Origin of the sequence: Rubricella aquisinus (assembly GCF_014199445.1) — a bacterium.
Classification (GTDB): Bacteria; Pseudomonadota; Alphaproteobacteria; order Rhodobacterales; family Rhodobacteraceae; genus Rubricella; species Rubricella aquisinus.
The window spans coordinates 168,220-190,787 of the sequence record NZ_JACIJS010000004.1 but is presented as its reverse complement, the minus strand read 5'-3'; the positions used below and the strand labels follow the sequence as shown (position 1 = coordinate 190,787).

17 protein-coding genes and 2 tRNA genes are annotated in these 22,568 nt (G+C 63.8%); 8 read left to right on the top strand and 11 right to left on the bottom strand.

Annotation, left to right across the window (positions count from 1 at the left end):
* Positions 1-125 precede the first annotated feature (125 nt).
* Positions 126-200, top strand: a tRNA-Val gene (locus FHS89_RS07675).
* Positions 201-275: 75 nt separating this feature from the next.
* Positions 276-401 carry a type B 50S ribosomal protein L36 gene (gene ykgO, locus FHS89_RS07670; RefSeq protein ID WP_184010233.1) on the top strand — a complete coding sequence of 42 codons (126 nt, stop codon included), beginning with the start codon at positions 276-278 and terminating at the stop codon, positions 399-401.
* A gap of 71 nt (positions 402-472) precedes the next feature.
* On the opposite strand, the gene FHS89_RS07665 is transcribed toward ykgO, so the two are convergent.
* Positions 473-1,351 (bottom strand): LysR substrate-binding domain-containing protein, encoded by an 879-nt coding sequence (locus tag FHS89_RS07665; RefSeq protein ID WP_184010230.1) that lies wholly within the window; start codon positions 1,349-1,351, stop codon positions 473-475.
* A 100-nt stretch (positions 1,352-1,451) separates the two neighbouring features.
* On the opposite strand from FHS89_RS07665, the gene FHS89_RS07660 reads away from it, so the two are divergent.
* Positions 1,452-2,093, top strand: coding sequence for a GNAT family N-acetyltransferase (locus FHS89_RS07660; protein WP_184010227.1), 642 nt, complete (start codon positions 1,452-1,454; stop codon positions 2,091-2,093).
* A 68-nt stretch (positions 2,094-2,161) separates the two neighbouring features.
* On the opposite strand, the gene FHS89_RS07655 is transcribed toward FHS89_RS07660, so the two are convergent.
* The 3 genes from FHS89_RS07655 to FHS89_RS07645 form a co-directional block, all read right to left on the bottom strand.
* On the bottom strand, positions 2,162-3,040 hold the full coding sequence (locus tag FHS89_RS07655) for a 4-(cytidine 5'-diphospho)-2-C-methyl-D-erythritol kinase (protein ID WP_184010615.1): 879 nt from the start codon (positions 3,038-3,040) through the stop codon (positions 2,162-2,164).
* On the bottom strand, positions 3,000-4,685 hold the full coding sequence (locus tag FHS89_RS07650) for a tetratricopeptide repeat protein (RefSeq protein WP_184010224.1): 1,686 nt from the start codon (positions 4,683-4,685) through the stop codon (positions 3,000-3,002). Before FHS89_RS07650 ends, FHS89_RS07655 begins: the two co-directional genes overlap by 41 nt.
* Positions 4,686-4,791: 106 nt before the next feature.
* Positions 4,792-5,250 carry an Lrp/AsnC family transcriptional regulator gene (locus FHS89_RS07645; protein ID WP_184010221.1) on the bottom strand — a complete coding sequence of 153 codons (459 nt, stop codon included), beginning with the start codon at positions 5,248-5,250 and terminating at the stop codon, positions 4,792-4,794.
* A 108-nt stretch (positions 5,251-5,358) separates the two neighbouring features.
* On the opposite strand from FHS89_RS07645, the gene FHS89_RS07640 reads away from it, so the two are divergent.
* Positions 5,359-6,561, top strand: a complete 1,203-nt coding sequence (locus FHS89_RS07640) for a methionine gamma-lyase (RefSeq protein WP_221229341.1) — start codon at positions 5,359-5,361, stop codon at positions 6,559-6,561.
* On the opposite strand, the gene FHS89_RS07635 is transcribed toward FHS89_RS07640, so the two are convergent.
* Positions 6,558-7,025: an Lrp/AsnC family transcriptional regulator gene (locus FHS89_RS07635; RefSeq protein WP_184010215.1), complete on the bottom strand. Its 468-nt coding sequence runs from the start codon at positions 7,023-7,025 to the stop codon at positions 6,558-6,560. The two genes, FHS89_RS07640 and FHS89_RS07635, sit on opposite strands and share 4 nt — an antisense overlap.
* Positions 7,026-7,145: 120 nt before the next feature.
* Here FHS89_RS07635 and FHS89_RS07630 point away from each other — a divergent pair, with 120 nt between their 5' ends.
* From FHS89_RS07630 to FHS89_RS07615, 4 genes are all read left to right on the top strand, one after another.
* Positions 7,146-9,473 (top strand): 1-deoxy-D-xylulose-5-phosphate synthase N-terminal domain-containing protein, encoded by a 2,328-nt coding sequence (locus FHS89_RS07630; RefSeq protein WP_184010212.1) that lies wholly within the window; start codon positions 7,146-7,148, stop codon positions 9,471-9,473.
* 50 nt (positions 9,474-9,523) lie between these two features.
* Positions 9,524-9,599: transfer RNA gene (locus FHS89_RS07625), tRNA-Thr, on the top strand.
* Between the two features lie 170 nt (positions 9,600-9,769).
* Positions 9,770-10,867: an efflux RND transporter periplasmic adaptor subunit gene (locus FHS89_RS07620; RefSeq protein WP_184010209.1), complete on the top strand. Its 1,098-nt coding sequence runs from the start codon at positions 9,770-9,772 to the stop codon at positions 10,865-10,867.
* On the top strand, positions 10,867-14,028 hold the full coding sequence (locus FHS89_RS07615; RefSeq protein ID WP_184010206.1) for an efflux RND transporter permease subunit: 3,162 nt from the start codon (positions 10,867-10,869) through the stop codon (positions 14,026-14,028). Before FHS89_RS07620 ends, FHS89_RS07615 begins: the two co-directional genes overlap by 1 nt.
* A 25-nt stretch (positions 14,029-14,053) precedes the next feature.
* On the opposite strand, the gene FHS89_RS07610 is transcribed toward FHS89_RS07615, so the two are convergent.
* The 6 genes from FHS89_RS07610 to FHS89_RS07585 all read right to left on the bottom strand — a co-directional run bounded on the left by FHS89_RS07610 (position 14,054) and on the right by FHS89_RS07585 (position 22,511).
* Complete coding sequence (locus tag FHS89_RS07610) at positions 14,054-15,376, bottom strand: ferredoxin reductase family protein (RefSeq protein WP_184010203.1); 1,323 nt, start codon at positions 15,374-15,376, stop codon at positions 14,054-14,056.
* Between the two features lie 16 nt (positions 15,377-15,392).
* Complete coding sequence (locus FHS89_RS07605; RefSeq protein ID WP_184010200.1) at positions 15,393-15,896, bottom strand: helix-turn-helix transcriptional regulator; 504 nt, start codon at positions 15,894-15,896, stop codon at positions 15,393-15,395.
* Between the two features lie 98 nt (positions 15,897-15,994).
* Positions 15,995-16,264, bottom strand: coding sequence for a PepSY domain-containing protein (locus FHS89_RS07600; RefSeq protein WP_184010197.1), 270 nt, complete (start codon positions 16,262-16,264; stop codon positions 15,995-15,997).
* A 140-nt stretch (positions 16,265-16,404) separates the two neighbouring features.
* Positions 16,405-19,716: an error-prone DNA polymerase gene (locus tag FHS89_RS07595; protein WP_184010194.1), complete on the bottom strand. Its 3,312-nt coding sequence runs from the start codon at positions 19,714-19,716 to the stop codon at positions 16,405-16,407.
* Positions 19,716-21,248, bottom strand: coding sequence for a Y-family DNA polymerase (locus tag FHS89_RS07590; protein WP_184010191.1), 1,533 nt, complete (start codon positions 21,246-21,248; stop codon positions 19,716-19,718). The genes FHS89_RS07595 and FHS89_RS07590 overlap by 1 nt, the downstream gene beginning before the upstream one ends.
* A gap of 588 nt (positions 21,249-21,836) precedes the next feature.
* Positions 21,837-22,511, bottom strand: coding sequence for an ImuA family protein (locus tag FHS89_RS07585; protein ID WP_246413663.1), 675 nt, complete (start codon positions 22,509-22,511; stop codon positions 21,837-21,839).
* Positions 22,512-22,568 lie beyond the last annotated feature (57 nt).

The window sequence follows — 22,568 nt, the reverse complement described above, 5'->3', positions numbered from 1 at the left end:
ACCGCCTTTGCAGGGCGATGACATTTCCTCTGGGGAATCTTCACAGATGATATTGACGCTCCCCGCGCCACATGGCACATACCGCGAACCTAAGCGGAGGGGCGACTCTCCGGTGCGGTCACAACGGGCGTATAGCTCAGCGGGAGAGCACTTCGTTGACATCGAAGGGGTCACTGGTTCAATCCCAGTTACGCCCACCATTTACCCCTCGCGGGGCAGACATTGAGAAGAGAGCGGCGGCGCACACCGCAGCGCCGCACAGTAGGAGAAGAACGATGAAAATCCGGAATTCGCTTCGCTCCCTTAAAGGACGCCACCGCGACTGTCGTGTTGTGCGTCGTAAAGGGCGCATCTATGTGATCAACAAGACGCAGCCGCGTTTCAAGGCGCGTCAGGGCTGATCCAGTTCAGTCTGGTTGACAGAAAAGCCGCTCCTTCGGGGGCGGCTTTTTCGTTTGGGGGGTGTGAGCGCTCAGAATATCTCTCGCAGCCACTCGAGAAAGGCAGACATCATCGGATGCTGCGGGCCACGCGGCGACACCGCGTAATACACAAGATAGGCCGCGCGCGGCAGCGGCAGGGCCACCACATCGCCGCGCGCAATGTCAAACCGCGCGATCCGCTCGTTGAACAGGCCAACGCCGATGCCCTGTTTCACCGCCTCCGCCTGCAAGCTGGGGCTGCCGATGCGGGCCTGTTGCAACTCATCCACCGGCAGGCCACATCGGCGCATCAGCGTGAGTTTCAGATCCATATCCTCCTCATGCCAAAGCCATGGCAATCGGGTCAGATCCCGCCCGCGCGTCGCCACAAGCGACGTGGCGGCGATGGCCACGGCCTCTGTCCGGGCGAAAACATGGGAGGTGGTGCCCGGAATATCCGGTGTCTGCCCCTCCGCCAGCGATGGCAGGGCGAGGTCAAAACTGCCCGCCTGCACGCCAGAAAAATCCCGCAGCGGCAGCAGCGATATCTCCACCCCCGGACAGCGCTGCCAGAACTGGGCGAGGTTGGGCACGATCATCCTGTCAACCATATAGGGCCGGGCGATGATCCGCAGCGGGCGGGCGGTGCCGTCCTGCCGTGCCTCCGCGACACCCTGCGCGAGCGTGGTGAACCCCTGTTCCAACGCTGCCGCAAGCCGCATTCCCGCAGGCGTGAGGCTCACCGTCCGACCGGCCCGCACGGCCAGACTGACGCCCAATTCGGCCTCCAGCCCACGAACCTGCTGAGCAACAGCCGCCTGCGTCACGTTCAATGCCCGCGCCGCCCCGGCAAACCCGCCATGCCGCGCCGTGACATCAAAGGCGCGCAACGCGGTCAGGGAGGGGAGCGTTTTCCAGTCCAGTAACACAAGCTCACCTATCGTTTGAGAAATATTGCTGAGTCGCTTGACCGCAACACCAATGCTAAAATCCTACTCGAAAACGCCGTAAAACCCGAAAGGAAAGGCGATGCCAATGCAAGAGCGCCGCGACACCCCGGACAGCCAAACAATAGCTTCCCTCTCGCCTTTGCCGCAATCAGGCCCGCAGCGCACCGATGCCAGCCAGTATGGCGGGCGCGTCGGATATGTCATCGAACGCTATCACCGGCTCGACGATGTCCCGCTTGAGGAGGCACGCGATCTGCTCGTGGAATATGCCATCATGATGCACGCGCGGGTCGTCGATCATGGCGGTCCGGATTTCGACTGGCGCGATCACGTCAACAGCTTCATGCACAATTTCCCCAACATCCTGCCGCCCAATGGCAGCTATCTCATGGCGCGTGACGCGCAGGGCGCCCTAGTCGGGACCGCCACGCTGATGCGCGTTTCCGAGGACACGGGCGAGATGAAGCACCTCTATGTCCGCCCCGAAGGCCGCCGCACCGGATTGGGTGAGGCGCTCGTGCGCGCCCGGATCGACGATGCCCGCAGCCTTGGCCTGCGCTGGCTGGTTGCGGACACGTTCAAGATCAACCGCGAATTGCCCGCCCTCTATGCCAAGCTGGGCTTTGATGAGGTGGTCAATAGTGGCATGAGCAAAAGCGCCGCGATCTCCCCTCAAGTCGTGGATTGGATGTGGTTCTACCGCCTTGATCTGCAGAAATAGGGGTCAAAGCGGTTGGCACTTCGACCCGCGCGGTTCGGGGCTGAACGCGCAGACCCTGCACGGCAGGATCAGGGCATCACTGGCCCGGCAGCCACCCACCATCGGGGTTGGGCCGCGCGCAGAGTGTCCGCGGCGCGCAGGGCCGCGCGTTCGTCACCGAACAGCCCGAACACTGTCGCCCCGCTGCCCGACATCCGGGCAAGGTGGCATCCAGCAGCCTGTTCCAGCGCCGTGATCACATCCCCGATCACGGGGCAAATGGCGCGGGCGGGCGGCTCAAGGTCGTTGCGGTTGTCGCGCAGCCATGCGGCAAAGCTGCGCAGATCGGGCGCATCCGGCATCGGTGTGCAGCGCGGGTTGTGCTTACTGGCAAGGCCCTGAAACACCGGGCCAGTGGGCACTTTCACACCCGCATTGACCAGCACCAGCCAAAAGGGCGGCAGGCCCTGCGCCGCGTGCACATCGCCCCCGATCCCCCGCATCCATTGGGGCCGTGGGGAGAGGCACACGGGCACATCCGCGCCAAGGCTCAGCACATCGGCAGGCATCGCCCGCCCGTATTGCCGCGCCAACAGCCGCAGGGTCGCGGCGGCATCGGACGAGCCGCCTCCGATGCCAGAGGCGACCGGCAGCGCCTTGTCCAACAACAGCGCGGCACCATGCTCCGGCCCGAGGATCAGGCGCGCGGCGCGCAGCACGAGGTTGTCCTCATCCGCCGCCAGATCAATGCCGAATGGTCCCCGCAGGGTCAGCGATAGACTGCGCGCAGGCTCCACCGTCACCAGATCGCCAACGCGCGGGAACACGACCAGACTGTCCAACAGGTGATAGCCGTCGGGCCGTTGGCCAGTGACATGCAGGGTCAGGTTGACCTTAGCGGGCGCAAGCTCCTGATCGGGCGCAAGGCTAGTTTGCAACGGAATGGCCTTCCTCCGCCCGCACCGCATCAAGGCCGATGTCGAGCTTGCGCAGGATACGCGCCCGCTCCTCCGGCTCAGGGTCGAAGGAGAGCGCGCGGCGCCACTGGAATTCGGCCTCCCGCTCGCGCCCGACCATCCAATACACGTCGCCCAGATGATCGTTGATCACGGGATCAATCGGCTCCAGCGCCACGGCCTGCTCCATTGGGTCCACGGCCTCGTCATAGCGGCCAAGCTGGAAATAGACCCAGCCGAGGCTGTCGATGATATAGCCGCTGTCGGGGCGCTGCTCTACCGCGCTTTGGATCATGCCCAGCGCCTCGTCGAGCTTCAGACCCTTCTCCACCAGCGAATATCCAAGGTAATTGAGCACCATGGGCTGATCGGGGCGCAATTCCAAAGCGCGCCGGAAATCGGCCTCCGCCCCCGGCCAGTCATCGGTCAGGTGTTTTGAGACCGCGCGGCCATAATAGAGCTGCCAGAACGCGCGGTCCTGCGCCACGGCCAGATCGACGCTCTGGTCATAGATCGGCAGCGCGTCCTCATACCGCTCCGCCACGCGCAGGGCCTCCGCCTGAAAATACCGCACGCGCAGCGCTTCAGGATAGCTTTGGGCGAGTGCGGAAAGGGTCGCGATCGCCTCATCATCCCGCTCGGCCGATTGGTACACGGCGGCAAGGCCAAGGCGCGCTTCAGCCGATTGCGGCGCGTCGAGGGGCACCGTTTCAAACACCTGCCGCGCCAGATCGAATTGGTCCTGCTGTTCGAGGATTTGCCCGATCAGGAGGGCTGCTTCATGCAGATCGGGTTTCAGGAAATGCGCGACGCGCAGATACAACAGCGCCTCGCTGCGCCGCCCGGTGTTCAACTGCGATCCGATGTCGAACAGAGCGATGGCAAACCCGTCCATCGGCCCGGCCATGGATCGCTGCACCGGATTGCCGTCGGTCAGGGCCGCGCGCAACGTCTCAAGCTCCACATCCCCGATACTGCCCTCAAGGAGCGTATCGACCAGATCGAGAGCCGCCCGGGTCTCCCCCGCTTTGGCCTGTGCTTCGATCCGCACGCGCGTGCCAAACCGGTGCAGCGTCGTCGTCACCGGATCAAGATCGGCAAAAACCTGCGCCGCCGCGTCGTAGTCGCCAAGGGCCACATGGGCGAGCGCGAGGTGGTTCTGCCCGAACAATCCCCATTCGGGATGCAGGGCGAGGTCGCGCAGCGCCTCGAACCCGTCCTCCTCCTCGCCTGTATTGATCAGGAGCCAGCCGCGCCAGATATCAGCCAAAAGCGGCAGGCTTTCCTGTGCTTGCGGGTTGGACAGGGTCTCAAGCGCCGGGGTCAACTGCCCGTCGCGCACATTGCCCGCAAGTTGCAGGATCAGGCCCAACGGATTGGTGTCCGTCTCCTCCAGCCTTTGGGCCAGCACAATCGCGGTGGACACTTCCCCCCGTGCCACCTGTGCGCGGATCGCCGCATCCAAGAGGGCGGGATTGTCCACGTCATAGGACAGCGCGCGCACGAAATAGCGGGCGGCCTCCTCGTAATCGAGCTGTTGTTCGGCCTGAATACCCGCAAGATACGCCCCGGAAAGAGACCGCGCCTGACCCGCGCCGGGCAACACCAGCGCCGCTGCCACCGCCGAGGCCACTATTCCATTCCAGATCAACCGCACAATCCTGCCCCCTCCTACAAAACAGCGGCAGAATAGGCAGCCCCTCCCCGGAACCGCAAGCGGTCAGGACGAAATCCGGCTCCACCCCACAGAAATGTGCGCAGGATTACCCGATATGGGGAAAAACGCCGGTTTTCTTGACGGTGCCATAAACGAAACTGGTGTCGATGGACCGCATCCCCCCGATGGGATGGAGCCGGGTGCGCACGAATTCCTCATAATCGTCGAGGTCCGCCACAACCACGCGCAGCAGGTAATCCGATAATCCAGTCATGACATAGCATTCCAGAACGGCGTCGATCGCGTTCACCTGCGCCTCGAAATGGCGCACCGCGTCCTCGGTATGTTTTTCAAGGCTGATGCGAACGAACACCGTCACAGGCAGGCCATAGGCTTTTGCATTCACATCGGCGGTATAGCCCCGGATCGCGCCGGATTTTTCCAGATTGCGCAGGCGGCGCAGGCAGGGCGAGGGGGAGAGGTTCACCGCCTCCGCCAAATCCTGATTCGTCATCCGCCCATTGCGTTGCAGCGCGCGGATGATCTGGCGGTCTTTCTGGTCCATGTCGCTCTGTATTGGCAGAAAATGCTAATCTTGGCTTAGATAATGGCATATCTCGCAATCTTTGCCAAGACGACCTGCCCTATCCTGCGGTCAACAGGAGGACCGGATATGATCAACCCCAATGCCAGCTTTGCCACCCGCGCCATTCACCACGGCTATGAGCCGATGGACCATGAGGGCGCGTTGACCCCGCCTTTGCACCTCACCTCGACATTCGCGTTCGACAGTGCGGAGGCCGGTGGGGAGATGTTCGCGGGGGAGCGCGCGGGCCATATCTATTCGCGCATTTCCAACCCCACGCTTGATCTGCTGGAACGGCGGATTGCGGCGCTCGAAGGGGCAGAGGCCGGGTTGGCGCTGGCTTCCGGCATGGGGGCGATCACGGCGACGCTTTGGACGCTCCTGTCCCCCGGCGATGAGGTGATCGTGGACAAGACCCTCTATGGCTGCACGTTTTCGTTCATGCAGCATGGGCTGGCGAAATTCGGGATCACCATCACCCATGTGGACCTGACGCAGCCCGGCGCGCTCGATACCGCGATCAGCGGCAAAACCCGGGTGGTCTATTTCGAAACCCCCGCCAATCCGAATATGCGATTGGTGGATATCGCGGCCATCAGCGCCGTGGCCCATGCCCATGGCGCGGTGGTCGTGGTGGATAACACCTATGCCACGCCGTACCTCACGCAACCGATCCAGCTTGGCGCGGATATCGTGGTGCATTCGGCCACGAAATATCTTGGCGGGCACGGGGATGTGGTGGCCGGGCTGATTGCCGGGACGGCAGAGCAGATCGCGGAGATCCGCCTGTTCGGGATGAAAGACATGACCGGCGCCGTGATGGCCCCATTCAACGCGATGCTGATCCTGCGCGGGATCAAGACGCTGGAATTGCGGATGGAGCGGCACTGCGCCTCCGCCCAGACCGTGGCGGAGATGCTGGAGGCCGCGCCCGGTGTCGCAGCGGTGCATTACCCCGGCCTGCCCGGTTTCGCCCAGCACTCCCTTGCCCAGCGCCAGATGGCCCTGCCCGGCGGCATGATCGCGTTTGAGCTGGAGGGAGGGATCAGTGCCGGGCGGGAGATGATGAACCGCCTGCGCCTCATTCGCCGCGCGGTGTCGCTTGGCGATGCGGAAACGCTCATTCAGCACCCGGCCAGCATGACCCATTCGACCTATACGCCGGAGGAACGCGCGGCCCACGGTATTTCCGAAGGATTGGTGCGCCTGTCGGTCGGGTTGGAGGGTGTGGGCGATATTCTTGCCGATCTGGAACAGGCCCTGCCCGCCCCGGCGCGTGCCGCCGCCTAGATCATGCGCGCCAGTTCGGATTTCACCCGGCGCAGCGGAATTGAGCTTTCAATAGATGCGACGCCGGGGATTTTCGTCAGCCGCCCCACGAGGAACGTCTCAAACTCCGGCAGGCCCGTTGTCACGACCCGCAAAAGGTAATCGCGATTGCCCGTCATGAGCCAACAATCCACGACCTCCGGCAGGGTGCGGATCGTCTCCTCAAAAGCGGCCAATGCCCCGTCGATCTGCCGATCCAGCCGGACGGAGACAAAAACGGACACGTCAAAACCAAGGGCGGCCTCATCAATCAGCGCGCGGTATCCGGTGATCACGCCCGCTCCCTCCAGCCGTTTGATCCGGCGGGTGACGGGCGTTGGGCTAAGGCCAACTTCGGCGCTTAGCTCCTGCACGGTGATCCTGCCATCGGTCTGCAACGCGCGAAGGATACGCCTATCAAATTCGTCAAAATGAGTGGATTTCATTACATACTTCCGCCAAGGAACGCAATTTCCCCAACATAGTCGCAAATCACGCCGAAATCGCAAGGATTCGCTCCCGCGTCCCGTGATATCCAGCCCCCAAACACGCACAGGAACTCCACCATGTCCCATCTGAAAACCATCGAACAGCGGCTTTTGTGGCTGTCCCATTGGATGATCCACAACGCCAACCACCTCCGGCCCAAGGAGGACGGGATCAAGGTGGGTGGGCATCAGGCGTCGAGCGCGTCGATGGTGTCGATCATGACGGCGCTCTATTTCCACACATTGCGGCCAGAAGACCGGGTGGCCGTGAAGCCCCATGCCTCCCCCATTTTCCATGCGATCCAGTACCTGATGGGCAACCAGACCCGCGAAAAGATGGAGGCGTTTCGGGGCTATGGCGGGGTGCAAAGCTATCCTAGCCGGACAAAGGATATCGACGATGTGGACTTCTCCACCGGGTCGGTGGGCCTTGGCGTGGGCATCACGTCCTTCGCGTCCATCGTGCAGGATTACATCGCGGCAAAAGACTGGGGCGGCATCCCGCTGGGCCGGATGGTCGCGTTGGTGGGTGACGCGGAATTGGATGAAGGCAACGTTTATGAAGCATTGCAGGAGGGCTGGAAAAACGATCTGCGCAACACATGGTGGATCATCGACTACAATCGCCAATCGCTGGACGGTGTGGTGCATGAGGGGCTGTTTGCGCGGATCGAGAAGATTTTTGACGCGTTCGGCTGGGATGTGGTGCGCGTCAAATACGGTGCCTTGCAACGTGCCGCGTTCAAGGAGCCGGGGGGTGAGCGGCTGCGCGCGTGGATCGACACCTGCCCGAACCAGCTCTACTCCGCGCTCACCTTTCAGGGCGGGGCTGTGTGGCGCAAGCATCTGATGGATGATCTGGGCGATCAGGGGGAGGTGACGGCCCTGATCGACCGCCGCTCAGACACCGAACTCGCGGCCCTGATGGAGAACCTTGGCGGCAATTGTGTGGCGACGATGGCAGAGGCGTTCGATGCGATCGACCATGACCGCCCTGTCTGTTTTCTTGCTTACACGATCAAAGGCTGGGGCACCCCCATCGCAGGCCATAAGGACAACCATGGCGGCCTGATGAACAAGACCCAATTCGCCGCATGGCAGCAGCATATGGGTGTGCCGGAGGGGCAGGAATGGGAGCCATTGGCGACGGTCAAGGATGCCAAGGCGCTGCAAACCTTCCTGGATCAAGCACCCTTCTTTGCCAACGGGCGGCGGCGCTATTCCGATGCGGTGATCCCAGTGCCCGAGATTGCCCTGTCAGCGGACCGGGAGATGTCCACGCAAGCGGGCTTTGGCAAGATCCTCGACGATCTGTCCAAAGGCGACAGCGATCTGGCCGCCCGCATCGTCACGACCTCCCCCGATGTGACGGGCACCACCAACCTTGGCCCGTGGGTGAACCGGCGCAAACTGTTCGCGCGCGCCCCCCGCGCCGACCTGTTCAAAGAGCGGCAAATCCCCTCCACCGCGAAATGGGAATTCACCCCCGATGGCCAGCATATCGAGTTGGGCATCGCGGAGATGAACCTGTTTCTGTTGCTCGGCGCGGCGGGCCTGTCCCATTCGCTGTTTGGAAAGCGCCTGTTGCCCATCGGCACGGTCTATGACCCGTTTGTCGCGCGCGGCTTGGATGCGCTGAATTATGCCTGCTATCAGGATGCGCGGTTCATGATCGTGGGCACGCCCTCCGGTGTGACGCTGGCACCCGAGGGCGGCGCGCACCAGTCCATCTCCTCCCCCCTGATCGGGATGAGCCAGGACGGCTTGGCCGCGTTCGAGCCTGCTTTTGTCGATGAATTGGCGGTGATCATGGAATGGGCGTTCGCCTATATGCAGCGCGACGGCGAGGGTGATCCGGATGAGCGCACATGGCTGCGGGACGAGACGGGCGGATCGGTCTATCTGCGGCTGACCACCAACCCGATTGAGCAACCCGTAAAGCGGCATGACGATGCCTTTGTGCAGGGCGCGATTGACGGGGCCTATTGGCTGCGCAAACCGGGGCCGAATTGCGAGGTCGTCCTTGCCTATCAGGGCGCGGTCGCACCCGAGGTGGTGAAGGCCGCAGGCATGATTGCCGAGGCGCGCCGCGATGTGGGCGTGCTCGCGGTGACATCAGCGGATCGTCTCAATGCCGGATGGACCGCCGCACAACGCGCCCGCGCAGACGGAAACAAGGCCGCACGGTCCCATGTGGAGACCCTGTTTGATCCCCTGCCCCGCGACTGCCGCATCGTGACCGCGATCGACGGGCACCCGGCGACGCTGGCCTGGCTTGGTGCGGTGAAAGGACATCAGACCTTCTCCCACGGGGTTGAGCATTTCGGGCAAACCGGCACAATCATGGACCTTTATCGCCACTTCCGGCTCGACGCCGCGTCGCTCGCAAAAACCGCGCTGGCGTGATGCTGGAAAGACTTGAAAACTGATTTCTTGCCGCGTAAGAGGCAGGCGTTGCCCCTATAGCTCAGCTGGTAGAGCGCCTGATTTGTAATCAGGATGTCGGGAGTTCGAGTCTCTCTGGGGGCACCACTTTTCAGGTGATGCAGGTGAGAAAACGTGGCTTCCGGTGGGTATCGGGGGCCAGCCTGAGCGGCCTTGGCTATTGCTGTCTCCTGCATCTTTGCCAGAATTTCCGGGTCGCATTTTCTTTTGCACCGCGCGCGCTATCTCAAGGGGCTGCGAAACAGAGTGGTGCGGTCATGCTCAGAAGCCTTTTGATCCTAGCGATTCTCGTGACACCTCAGGCGCTGATGGCGCAGGGCCGTGCCGCCGCCGTTGGCGTGCAGACCGTCGAGGAGCGGGTACTGGCAGAGACCGTTCCCATCTTTGCCGAGGTTGTCACCTCCCGCGATGGATCGGTCGCGGGTCGGATCGCGGGCAATGTCGAGGCCGTGCATGTCCTTGCTGGGCAAATGGTGCGTGAGGGCGATCTGCTGGTGGAGTTGACCCGCGATCTCCTCGAAATCCGGCTTACCCAGTCCCAAGCGCGCATTGCCGAAACGCAAGCGGGCTCCGCCACCGCGCGCGCGCGGCTTAACCGCAGTGAGATCACCTTTGAACGGATCGAGGCGCTGCGCGGCACGTCGGCCTTTAGCCAAGGCCGCTTTGACGATGCGGAGGCCGAAGTGCTTGAGGCCCGCTCCCAATTGGCTGAGGCCGTGGCGCGTGAGAAATCCGCCGAGGCGCAACTCGCGGAAACCGAATACCAACTGGAGCGGACGGAAATCCGCGCGCCTTTCTCTGGCGTGGTTCTGTCTGTCTCCACCATTCCGGGGGCCTATATTCAGGCCGGAACGCCAGTGGTGCGAATGATTGATACAGGCGCATTCGAGGTGCGGGCCAATGTCCCGACGCGCTACACCTCCTTTCTGACACCAGGGACGGAGATGATCGCCCGGACCGAGGATGGCAGCGAAGTTACACTCATCCTGCGCGCGCTCTTGCCCGTTGAAGACCCCGCGACCCGTACCCGGGCGGTGCTGCTCACCAGCGCGCCGGATACGGCGGCGACCCTTGTGGCAGTTGGCCAATCGCTGACCGTGAATTTCCCGGTGGGGGAGCCGCGCAGCCTCTTGTCGGTCCCGAAGGACGCACTGGTGCAGGCGCGCGGCGGCTGGACCGTGTTCGTCGCGGCGGACGATCAGGCGCAACCGCGCAATGTGACGCTCGGCGTGCCTTTGGGGGACCGGTATGAGGTGCTCAGCGGCCTTGCGCCGGGCGATCTGGTGGTCGTGCGCGGCAATGAGCGACTGCGCCCCGGTCAGGCGATCAGCCCCTCCGTCGTGGAGACGAATTGATGAACCCGATCCGCTACGCCATTGAGCGGCCCATCGCTGTGGTCGCAGCGGTCCTGATCGCGGTGCTGTTTGGCACGCTGGCGCTCAGCCAAATCCCGATCCAACTGGCCCCCGATGTGCGCAAACCCATTGTGGTGGTGGAAACAAGCTGGCCCGGCGCCGCCCCGTCGGAGATCGAGCGGGAGATCGTCAACCCACAGGAGGAAACCCTGCGCGGGCTGGAAGGGCTGGAGATCATGACCTCCCGCTCCCGCACTGGGCAGGCCTCCGTCACGCTGGAGTTCGCCGTTGGCACCGATATGAGCCAGTCGCTCCTTCTGGTGTCGAACAGGCTCGACCGAGTCGGCGGCTATCCCGATGAGGCGAGCGAGCCGACGCTGAACACATCCGGCTCAGACGACAGCCCGATCGCGTGGGTTCTGCTGACCGCGCAGGAGGGCAATACCCGCCCCATGCCCACCTATGGCGACTTTCTGGAGGATGTCGTCAAGGATCGCGTGGAGCGGATCGAGGGCGTGTCGGCGGTCAATGTGTTTGGCGGCACGCAGCACGAATTGCAGGTGGTGATCGACCCGCAGCGGCTTGCCCGGTTCGGGCTGACGGTGCCGCAGGTCGTACGCACGCTGCGCGCGGAGAATATCTCCATCTCCGCAGGGGATGTGGATGAGGGCAAGCGCCGCTATATCGTGCGCACCGAAAGCAGCCTCAACACCGAAGAGGCGATCCGCAATGTCGTGCTGCGCTCCGGTGTGGCGGCGGGCGGCGTGGGGCGCGTGCGGGTGATGGACGTGGCGGATGTGTCCTTTGCCTATCGCGACGCGACCAGCCGCCTGCGCTTCAAGGGGGAGCCGGGGCTTGCCTTCAACGTGGTGCGCGAGTCGGGTGCCAATGTCATCAACGTGATGGAGGAGTTGCGCGTCGTCCTCGCCGAATTGCAGGACGGGCCGCTCAACGATGCGGGCCTGACTGCGCAGCAGGTCTATGACGAAACGATTTATATTCAGGGCGCGATTGATCTGGTGGTGCAGAATATCTGGATCGGGGCGGTGCTCGCCGCGCTGATCCTGTTGTTGTTCCTGCGCAGCCCCCGCGCGACGCTGGTTGTATCCCTCGCCATTCCGGTCTCCATCGTGGCGACATTCGTGGTGATGGCGCTGACCGGGCGGACGCTCAACGTGATCTCCCTTGCCGGGATCGCCTTTGCCATCGGTATGATCGTGGATGCGTCCATCGTGGTGCTGGAGAATATTTACCGCCTGCGCGAAGCCGGATATAACCGCCGTGAAGCCGCCTATCTGGGGGCAAAGCAGGTTTGGGGCGCGATCCTCGTCTCCGCCCTCACGACCGTGCTGGTGTTTATCCCGATCCTGATCATGGAATTGGAAGCAGGCCAATTGTTCCGCGATATTGCCGTGGCGATCTCCGTCTCGGTGCTGCTGTCGCTGTTGGTGGCGGTGACGGTGATCCCCGCGCTGGCCAGCCGCCTGCTGCGCAAAGGCGATCAAAAACCGATGCCGATCTGGGGCGTCGATCATCTGGCGCGCGGGTTTCATCGGGCGGTTATGTCTTATGTCCGGCTAACCGTCCGGGTGCGCTCTGTGGGCATCACCATGGTGCTGCTGATCGCCGGGGGTGCGGCGGTCGCGAGTTATGTCTTTCTGCCCCGGCTCGAATATCTGCCGGAGGGCAACCGCAATCTGGTGTTCGGCCTGATCATCCCACCGCCGGGCTATAACCTTGAGACCACGGAAACCATCGCCCAGCGGATCGAAGGTGTGGCCCGCCCGCTTTGGGAAGCTGCCCCCGCGCTGGAAACGGAGGACGGCACACCCACGATTGACAGCTTTTTCTTTGTCGCCACGCCCGGAAATTCCTTTGTTGGCGCGGGGGCGATGGACGCGGATCGCGCGGGCGATCTGATCCCGGTCCTGAGCCGCCCCATTTTTGCCGAGCCGGGCACATTCGGCTTCATGACCCAACCGTCCCTGTTTGGCCGGGGCGTCGGTGGGGGGCGCACGATTGAGTTGAATGTGTCGGGTCAGGATCTCGATGATATCCTTGCCGTCGCGGGGCAAGCCGCCGGGATCGTGTCGCGTATCCTGCCCCGGTCCGAAGGGCACCAGTTCCGCCCCATTCCGGGGCTGGAGCTTGGCGCGCCGGAAGTGCGGCTTTTGCCCGACAGGTTGCGGCTTGCGGATGCGGGGCTCGATAGCTCCGAGCTTGCCACGACGGTCGATGCGTTCAACGATGGCCTGCGCGTGGCGCAGATCACCATCGGGGCGGAACGGGTCGATCTGGTGCTGAAGGGCGATCCGTCCGTCTCTACCGCGACGCGGACGCAGGATGTGGGCAACTACCCGGTCGTCACGCCAAGCGGGCAGATCCTGCCCGTCTCCGCCCTTGCCGAAGTGCGCCTGACCGCTGGCCCCACGGAAATCCGCCACCGGGAGCGATTGCGCACCGTCACGCTGGAGGTGCGCCCCTCCAATGACCTGCCGCTGGAACAGGCCGTTGACCTGTTGGAGACGGAGGTCGTCGCCGTGCTGGAGGAACAGGGCCTGCCGCCAGACATTCGCCTCAGCGTATCGGGCACGGCGGATCAGTTGAGCCAGACATGGGGAGCCATTCAGATCAACCTCATCGTGGCGCTGATCATCGTGTTCCTCGTGATGGCGATCCTGTTTGAAAGTTTCATCCTGCCCTTGGTGATCCTGATCGCGGTGCCTGTGGCCGCGGCGGGCGGCGTGGGCGGATTGGCGCTCCTGAACACCTATCAGACGCAGCCCTTGGACATGCTCACGCTGCTTGGCTTCGTGATCCTCATCGGGATCGTGGTGAACAATGCGATCCTGATCGTGCACCAGACCCTCTATCACCTGCGCGAGGAGGGGATGGAGCCGATCGACGCGATTGAGGAAGCGACCCGCAACCGCATCCGCCCGATCTTCATGTCCACGCTGACGAGCGTCATGGGGATGCTGCCCCTGATCCTGTTCCCCGGTGAAGGGTCGGAGCTGTACCGGGGCTTGGGCGCGGTGGTGGTGGGCGGCTTGTCGATGTCCGCCTTCCTGACCCTTTTGACGGTGCCACCGCTGTTGCGGCTCACCTTGCGCAAACCGAAACCGGATGAGGCCGAAGAGGCCGCCCCGCAATCCGCGTGACCGGACAATGCGGGGCGGATGGGGGCTATCCCCGCTCCGCCGCGATGGCGGCACCCCGATCCAGCGCCCTTCGCCAGAGCCATGCGGCCAGACGGTCCAGCCCGATGCCGGTGCGGAACTCGAATTCCTCATAGGCAAAGCGCCGCCGCGACACGCCCCGCCGCGCGAGCGATGGTTTGAGCGCCTCCCGCAGGGACACCGGCCCGCAAAACGCGACATGTGCCTTTGACAAACGAAACCCTGCCTTTTCCGCGATATAGGCCCCGGTCAGGCGCGCGCCCTCCCCCGACACGACAAGGTGCAGCGTGAGATTGGGCAAGGAGCGGGCCAGCGCCTCGACCTCCGCCAGATGCGGGGCCATCGCGCGGTCCTTCACGCAGTAAAACAGATGCACCGGGCCGATATCGGGCTTGAGCGCTGCGGCCCATGTCAGAAACGGCGTGATCCCGATCCCGCCCGCGATCCAGACCTGCGGGCCACTGCCCCGTCGGGTGAAGCGGCCATAGGGCCCTTGCAGCGTGACCCGCTGACCAGGGGCGACGCGCGCCCCGAGCCTGCCGGTGAAATCGCCCAGCGCCTTTACGGTGACCCGCAGACTGCCATCCTCTCCGATTTGGGAGAAGCTGAAGGGATGCGGCTCATCCATCCGCGCGTCGGGAAACCGCAGCACACCGAACTGACCGGGGCGCGGGGACAGCGCCCGGCCATCGGGCCGCATCGTGATCGCGACCGCCCCGCCGGTCTGTTCCACCTGGGTCACGGTATACGTGGCCTTGGGACGCCATGTTTCTGGCAGCAGCGTCCAGCCATAGGCCAGCACACCCGCCACACAAAACGCCCCGGTGAACATGCCCGCCGGATCGGTCATGGCGAAGGGTTTGAGGATGAACACAAAATGCAGCGCCCCAGCGGCAAACAACACCCCCATCGCCTTATGCGTCCAGCGCCACAGATGATACGGCACAAAGGTCAGGACGGAGAGCGCAACAAGGATCAACAATCCATAAAGGCTGACCTCCCCCATCGTTTCGGCAAGGCTGGTCAACAGCGTTTCCCGGCCCAGACCGTCCATTTCCGCATCAATCGTATCGTGAAGCAGCACCGCGCCCATGGCCGCGATCCCAGCCCATTTATGCACAACATAGACCCGGTCCATACCGCCAAAAAGAGGCTCGATCCCCAGCGCACGGGTGGCGAGGATTTGGCTCCATGCCATCAGGATCAGTGCCGCCATACCCAGATATTGACTGAACAACGCAATCTGATCCGCCACATCCGGCAGGGTGAAAAGCTGAAAGGCTGGCACAAGCACCGTGCCAAGGATGAGGAAAAGTCCAAATGGAGTCATTCTGTTGTCCAATCGGTCATTGGCGCGCGGCCCCTTGCACAAGGTCGTCGGCCAAAAGGTCATCAAGAAAAATACTGAGAAGCTGCACCCGCCCGGCGACGCCCGCCTTGCGATAGACGGCGGCGCATTGCGCCTTGATCGTGCCAAGCTTGGTTTCGCGCAGATCCGCGATCTCAGCGATGGAAAAGCCCTTGATCGCGAGCACCGCGACTTCCCGTTCCGCGGCGGTGAGCGACCAATGGGTGAACCGCGCCTCCAGCACATCGGCAAACGCACCGGACGCAACCCGGATCTGGTCATCCAGATGGGTCTGCCGCCGCAGCAATTTGCGCAATTCGCTGCCCGTGAATGCCAGCCCGACAAACAGGGCGATTGTCACCAGAGCCTCAATCGCGTCGCTTTCCGCGAGGCTGTTATAGGTGTCTGGCAGGAACAGATCGAAAATGATGTCCATCAAGAAATACGCGCAGCAGATCGCTTGCAACGCAAAAAGGGACCACAGGACAACGGTACGCGACATTGCATCAGGCTTTCGATTTGGGGGTGCGGCACCCCGGAGGGGGTGAGAGGGGGGAGCGGGATGCCGCATTCACATATGCAACTATTGCATATGTTTTCTCACGCGTCGTCCTCTTCGAGCGCGATGCCCGTGACGATGCCGCGCGCGGTGGACACTTCGATCTCATAGAGCACGCCATCAAGGCGGGCTTCGGCCTCAATCTCGTCACCTTCGATCTCCATCTCGATGATGGTGTAGCCAAGGTCGAGAAGCGTGGCGCGAACCTGCGCTTCGGTGGTTCCGGCAGGATCACCCACGCCGATCTGAGCGACAGCGAGTGCCGGGGCCAATAGCCCGGCGGTGAGGGCGATGGGGTTGAGTTTGATCATCGGATCGTCCTTTCAGAATTTGGGGTGCCGCGTCATGCGGTCCCCATCACCTGAACAGAACCGCCCGCCCGGCCAATTGGACTTTTGGGTCATAGGTGGCGGCCTAGGCCGAAGGTTTATGCGCAGGTTGCCCGCGCGGATCAGTGAAAATCCCGCGATTTGGGGATGACGCGCATATCGCGCGGGTGCCGCCCGCCATGCTCGGGCACTGGGCGGATCACCTCATCTGCGCGGGCAATCGGGGTTGGCATGGCATCCTGAGACAGGCGCGACAGGGCATCGGTGCGGTCCTCCAGATGGTGCGCGACCACATGGATGATATCCGCATCGCGCTGCACCCGCCCGCGCACAAGGATCAGGCGGGCTTGCATGATGACGGGGCGGTAGGCCTCCATCACTTTGGGCCACACGACCAGATTGGCCACGCCCTGCTCATCCTCGATGGTGATGAAACACACCCCCTTGGCCGAGCCGGGGCGCTGGCGCACCAGCACGATCCCCGCAAGGGTCACATGCTCCCCATTATGGGTGCGGCTGAGCGTATCGGTGGAGATAAGGCCCTGTGCCGCCATGCTCCGCCGCAGGAAAGACAAGGGATGCGCCTTCAGCGACAGGCGCAGGGTCTGGTAATCGGCCACCACATGCTCACAAGTGGGCATCTGCGGCAGGGGCACGCGGGCCTCTGCCCCCTCATCGCGGGTGCCCGTTTGGGTGAACAATGGCAGGTCGGGTGCGTCGCGCAGCGCGGTCGACTCCCAAAGGGCCGCGCGCCTGTCCAGCCCGATGGACCGAAACGCATCCGCCGCCGCGAGTTTGCGCAACGATCCCGCATCCAGCCGCGCGCGCGTCTTGAGATCCTTCAGATCCTCATAAGGCGCGTCGCGCCCCGCCAACAGCCGCGCAATCCCGTCCTCCCGCACGCCATCGACCTGCCGCAGGCCAAGCTGCACGGCAAACCGACCCGGCCCAATGGGCTGCAAACTGTTGTCCCAATCGCTGAGATTCACATCCGGTGCGCGCACCTCCACACCGTGTTCGCGCGCATCCCGCACGATCTGCGCAGGGGCATAAAACCCCATCGGTTGGGAATTCAGCAAGGCGGCGCAAAACACATCCGGGTAATGGCATTTGATCCAGCTTGAGACATAGACGAGATGCGCGAAACTCGCCGCGTGGCTTTCGGGAAAGCCATATTCGCCAAACCCCTCGATCTGACTGAAACAGCGCGCGGCGAATTCAGGGTCATAGCCCCGCGCGACCATGCGCTCCACCATCGTTTCTTTATGCGCACTCACCAGCCCCTTGGCGCGGAAGGTCGCCATCGCCTTGCGCAACTGGTTCGCCTCCGCCGGGGAAAAGCGCGCGGCGACCATCGCGAGCTTCATCGCCTGTTCCTGAAAGATCGGCACGCCAAAGGTGCGGCCAAGGATGTTTTTCAGCTCATCATGCGGCCCGTGTTCCGGCGCAGGGGTGGGATAGATCACCGGCTCCACCCCTGAGCGGCGCCGCAGATAGGGATGCACCATATCCCCCTGAATGGGACCGGGCCGCACGATCGCGACCTGAATGACCAGATCATAGAACACGCGCGGTTTGAGGCGCGGCAGCATGTTCATCTGCGCCCGGCTTTCCACCTGAAACACGCCCAGACTGTCCCCTTTACAGAGCATGTCATAGACCGCCGGATCATCCTGCGGCACAGTGGCAAGGCTATACGTCTTGCCGTAATGGGCCGCGATCAGGTCAAAGGATTTGCGGATACAGGTCAGCATACCCAGCGCCAGCACATCCACCTTGAAGATGCCAAGCGCGTCGATATCGTCCTTGTCCCATTCGATGAAGCTGCGCTCGGGCATCGCGCCATTGCCAATGGGCACCACCTCTGTCAGCGGCTCTTCGGTTAGGATGAACCCGCCCACATGCTGGCCCAGATGACGCGGCATCCCGATCAGTTGATCGGCAAGCCGGATGGTGCGCGCCAGATGCGGATCGCGCAGGTCAAGCCCGGCCTCTGCCGCGTGTTCCGCCCCGATCTCCCGCCCCCATGAGCCCCAGATCGTTTTGGCAAGGGCTGCGGTGATATCCTCCGACAGGCCCATCACCTTGCCCACCTCGCGGATCGCCATGCGGGGGCGGTAATGGATCACGGTCGCGCACAGCCCGGCGCGGGCCCGCCCGTATTTGGAGTAGATATACTGGATCACTTCCTCGCGCCGCTCATGTTCGAAATCCACGTCGATATCGGGCGGCTCTTTCCGCTCCTCAGAGATGAAGCGCTCAAACAGCACGTCATGCTGCGCGGGATCGACCGACGTGATGCCAAGGCAATAGCACACTGCCGAATTCGCCGCCGACCCGCGCCCCTGACACAGGATCGGCGGCGTGGCCTCCTCCCGCGCGAACCGGACGATGTCGCGGATCGTGAGGAAGTAGCGGGCGATGTCGAGCTTTTCGATCAGCCTGAATTCCTTTTCGATCGTCGCGCGCACATGCTCCGGCACTCCATCCGGGTAGCGGCCCGCGGCCCCGTCCCATGTCAGCCGGGTCAACTCCGCCATCGGCGTGGTGCCCTTAGGCACGATCTCATGCGGATATTGATAGGCCAGATCGGTCAGCGAAAAGGTGATGTCATCGGCAATCGCGCGCGTGGCGCGGATCGCATGGGGCCAGTCGGCAAACAGGCGCTGCATCTCCTGCGGGGATTTCAGATGCCGTTCCGCATTCGCCTCCAGAAGGAAGCCTGCCTGCGCAATCGTGGTCTTGTGGCGGATACAGGTCAGCACATCCTGCAAGGGCCGCCGCGCGGGGCTGTGATACAGCACATCATTCGTGGCAAGGATCGACAGCCCATGCCGCCGCGCGATCCGGTCAAGCCGGTTGATCCGCGCGCGATCCTCCCCGCGATACCGATGCACCGCCGCGATATGGCACATCTGGGGCAAAGCCGCGATGAGCCGGGGCAAATCGGCCTCAAAACCCCCGATATCCTCCCCCGGCAGCACGATCAGATGCAGCCCCTCGGCATGATCGCTGAGCATCTCCAGCGTCAGATGCGTCTCTCCCTTGTCCTGCCACGCACCGTCAAGCGTGCTCATCTTGCCCTTGGACAACAGGGTGGACAGCCGCCCATAGGCCGCGCGATCCCGTGGATAGGCCAGAAATGCCGCGCCGCAGGTCAACTCCAACCGCGCGCCAATGAGCGGGCGCAGGCAGGCCGTTTGCGCCTCGCTATGTACGCGCACCACCCCGGCCAGCGTGTTCACATCCGCCACCCCGATACTGTCATAGCCCAGCGCATGGGCGGTGGCGCATAAATCCACCGCGTCAGACGCTCCGCGCAGAAAGGAAAAGCAGGTCGCCAGCCCCAATTCGACATAAGGCGCGCGCGGGTTGGGGGTGAAGCCGTCCTCCTCAATCCGGCGGCGCGGCACCTCGTGATCCTTGAGCGGCATCAGGCGAACATCCCGTGCATGAACCAGCGCGGATCGCCACCGCGCCCGTCACCATGCACACCTTCGCGGTAGAGCCAGAAGCGGCGGCCCTGCTGATCCTCGATCTTGTAGTAATCGCGCAACCGGGTGCCGGGCAGATCCTGCCACCATTCGGGCGCGATCCGTTCCGGCCCGGCATAGCGCGCCACATGCAAACGTTGCCGCCGCCAGACGAATTGCGCGGGCGGTCCTTCCGGCACGGCATAGATCACGCGAATTTCCTCCGGGCTGCGCAAGAGACGGATCGGACGCTCCCGCGCGGGCAGTGTGGCGGCATCCGTGGCCGCCTCTAAGGCCGGGACCATCTGTTCGGCCCGCTCGGGCACATGGCTTTCACGCGCGATGGGGCGCAGGATCGCATCCGCCCCGAACCGGGCTGAAAGGCGGTCAATCAGATGCGCCAGCGGCAGGCCATCCTGCGCCGCGCCATCCAACCGGGATTGCCGGGTCGAAAGCGGCTCGACCCCACCCGCATGAAGCGTGATCAGATCAAAGCCAAATCCGGGGTTGAGCCGCTCCAGCTTGCCCTCAAAGAGCCGCGCGAGATGCGCAGGATCGCGGCTGGGTTGGGAGATCGCGGCATGTACCGTGCTGACCTCCCCATCGGTGCGGTAGACCACCACCTCCACCCGGCGGCAGCCCATCCCGGCGTGATCGAGTTGCGCGCACAGATCCGCGCATAGATCGAGCAGATGCGGGGTGGGATCCTGTATCGGCTCTGGCAGGCGGGCGATGGCGCGAATGGGGGGCGGGGCCTCCTTGCTGGAGACCGGCTCCCCCATCAGGCCCATCGCCTGATCAAGCCGCATCAGCGGATTGCCCGTCAGCGCCGCCTTGGCAAAGCGGCGGGTCAGGGACAGGCGCGGGATCGCCGCGATATCCGCAACGGTTTTCAGCCCCAACCGGTGCAACAATTGCACCGTGCCCGCATCCAGCCGCAGGGCGCGGGTCGGCAGGGGGGCAAGCGCGCGGCCCAGCCCCTCCTCTCCGCAGATCGCGCGCACCGGCCCGAACCGCGCCAGCGCCCAGGCCGCGCCCCATGTGGGTGCCATGGCGCTGCGGGTCGTGAGGCCAATCCGCGCGAACTGCTCCTCGATATCATAGAGCAGCGCTGCTTCCCCGCCGAACAGATGCGCCACTCCGGTGGTGTCCAGCACGATCCCCGCCGCCCCATCCGGCGCGGTGAACGGGCTCCACCGTCGGGACCAGATCACCAGCCGCTCCAACACCGCGCGGTCGCCCGCGATATCGGCATATTCGACCTTCAGGTCGGGGCAAAGCGCGCGCATGTCCACCACCCGCTCCCCCGGTTGAATGCCCTTGAGCGTAGCCGCACGGTTTGCGGCATGGATCACGGGGCCATGATGCCCCTCTGTCGCCAGCACAACAGGCACGTCCGGGGGCGGCGGCGTGCCGATCCGCTCGCGATGCTTCTGCCAACGCTCCATCGCCAGATGCGGCAGCGAGATGGAAACGATCCTGCGCGCGGTCATGCTGCATCACCTCGGTGATGTGCCGGGCTGAGTGTCCGGTGGGGATCATGCCCAAGCCCGCGCTGGGCCGCCACGGGACGCGCGCCCTGAAACGGGTCTGGCCTGACACATCTGCGGCCCCAGACATCGGGCGGCATCATAGGGATGGATGGGCAGAGGATCATGAACCATAACCGGGGCCCCTGAGCGGGTGGCACCCCGATCCGCGCGCGCCGTGTCTGCCTGCGCGCGATCATGGCTGCCATAACCCGCCTTTGCCCGCGAAGAACAGCACCCGGCAGGCAAGGGCAGCTATCGTCCTGCACCCCGCGCAATCGCATCACCGACAGACAGACCCGCGCCAAACGACCCCACGATGGCGCGCATCCTGCTCTTTCACGCCCGACATATGCCAGATGGAAAGCGGGCACGCCCAACGCACAGCCCCTACACACTTGGCTAATGGGTGCCTCCCTGCAGCCGCTATGACTGGCCAGACCGCTCTTATGCTTCGGCTCGTCTATCGGCATACATACTGAGAGGGGGAGGCCGCCGTGCCGTGCCCAAGGCTCTGTGCGGGAAAGTGGCGTGTCGCCCCCCCTGCGCCTGTTACGGGACCGCATACCGATCTGCGGGCGTGGCATCCGCCAGCGCATCCCCGTCGGACATGGCCATGAACCGCAACCGATCCTGCGCCCGGTCATAGCGGGCCACCCATGTGCCGGGCGCCTGTGTGCGGGAGCGAAACAACTCCACCCGCCAGCGCGGATCGCCGGGGGCGGCAGGGTCGTCCCTGTTGGGCGCAGAAGGCAGCGACGCCACGCGCCAGCGATTGCGCGCCGCACTGAGGTTCGCCACCGCGCCGTGCCGGATCAGCCAGCAGGGCACGCCATGCGCCTCCGACCGGAGGGCAAGTCGTTTCGTTGCGGTGAAGGTGAGGCCCTTTGGCTCCCCCCACATCTCCCCCACCACGGCCCCCAAGGCGCCGCTGGACAGGCCGTCCTCCATCGCTTGCAGCACATCGACCGCCCGCCCGAGAGAGACATGCAAAACCCGCGCGCCCAGCCGTTGTGGCAGGTACAGCCGCCCGGCCTCCGCCCCGGTCATCCGGTCCCGCACCCAGAGAATCGGCCCGGATCGCCCGGTGAGCGTGGCCAGCAGGAAACCGACGCTCCCCGCATCCTCCGCCGTGGCGGGAAACAGATCGCAAAACCCTGACATCGCTTGCCTTTCCGGGATGGCACCCGCATCGCGATAGCTGGACAAGGGGACGATATTGCGCATGCACGGCAGTCTCTATCTGGTAAATGTTCCTGTTATGTTCTAGCATCTTTTCAGCAG